Source organism: Cupriavidus sp. GW823-FHT07A04, from assembly GCF_058794615.1.
In genome coordinates this window covers 1-875 of record NZ_JBXAHA010000060.1, presented here as the reverse complement: position 1 = coordinate 875, position 875 = coordinate 1, and the positions used below count along the sequence as shown (strand labels likewise).

Annotated in this window: 1 protein-coding gene; it reads right to left on the bottom strand. The window is 61.3% G+C overall.

Annotation, left to right across the window (positions count from 1 at the left end; genetic code table 11):
* Nucleotides 1-875 (bottom strand): elongation factor Tu (gene tuf / locus AC1Q7Q_RS40365; protein ID WP_492376853.1); only part of this gene is annotated, 875 nt, incomplete at both ends.

Here is an 875-nt window from a genome sequence, read left to right as displayed (position 1 = left end):
TTGTCACCCGGCATGACCATTTCCTTGTCCTTCGGCAGCTCGATCGAGCCAGTCACGTCGGTCGTACGGAAGTAGAACTGCGGGCGGTAGTTGTTGAAGAACGGGGTGTGGCGGCCGCCTTCGTCCTTCGACAAGATGTAGACCTCGCCGGTGAAGTGCGTGTGCGGCTTGATCGAACCCGGCTTGCACAGCACTTGGCCGCGCTCGACGTCTTCGCGCTTCGTGCCGCGCAGCAGCAGACCCACGTTGTCGCCTGCTTGACCTTGGTCCAGCAGCTTGCGGAACATTTCCACGCCGGTGCAGATGGTCTTGACCGTCGGCTTGATACCAACGATTTCGATTTCTTCACCAACCTTGATGATGCCGCGCTCGATACGACCGGTCACAACCGTGCCACGGCCCGAGATCGAGAACACGTCTTCCACCGGCATCAGGAAGGTACCGTCGATGGCACGTTCCGGCGTCGGGATGTAGCTGTCCAGCTGTTCGGCCAGGGCCAGAATGGCTTGCTCGCCCAGTTCGCCCTTGTCGCCTTCCAGTGCCAGCTTGGCCGAACCCTTGATGATCGGGGTGTCGTCGCCGGGGAATTCGTACTTGGACAAGAGCTCGCGCACTTCCATTTCGACCAGCTCGAGCAGCTCGGCGTCGTCGACCATGTCGCACTTGTTCAGGAACACGATGATGTAAGGCACGCCAACCTGGCGGGCCAGCAGGATGTGTTCGCGGGTCTGGGGCATGGGGCCGTCAGCGGCCGAGCACACCAGGATCGCGCCGTCCATCTGTGCGGCGCCCGTGATCATGTTCTTCACATAGTCAGCGTGGCCCGGGCAGTCAACGTGTGCGTAGTGGCGGTTAGCCGTTTCGTACTCGACGTG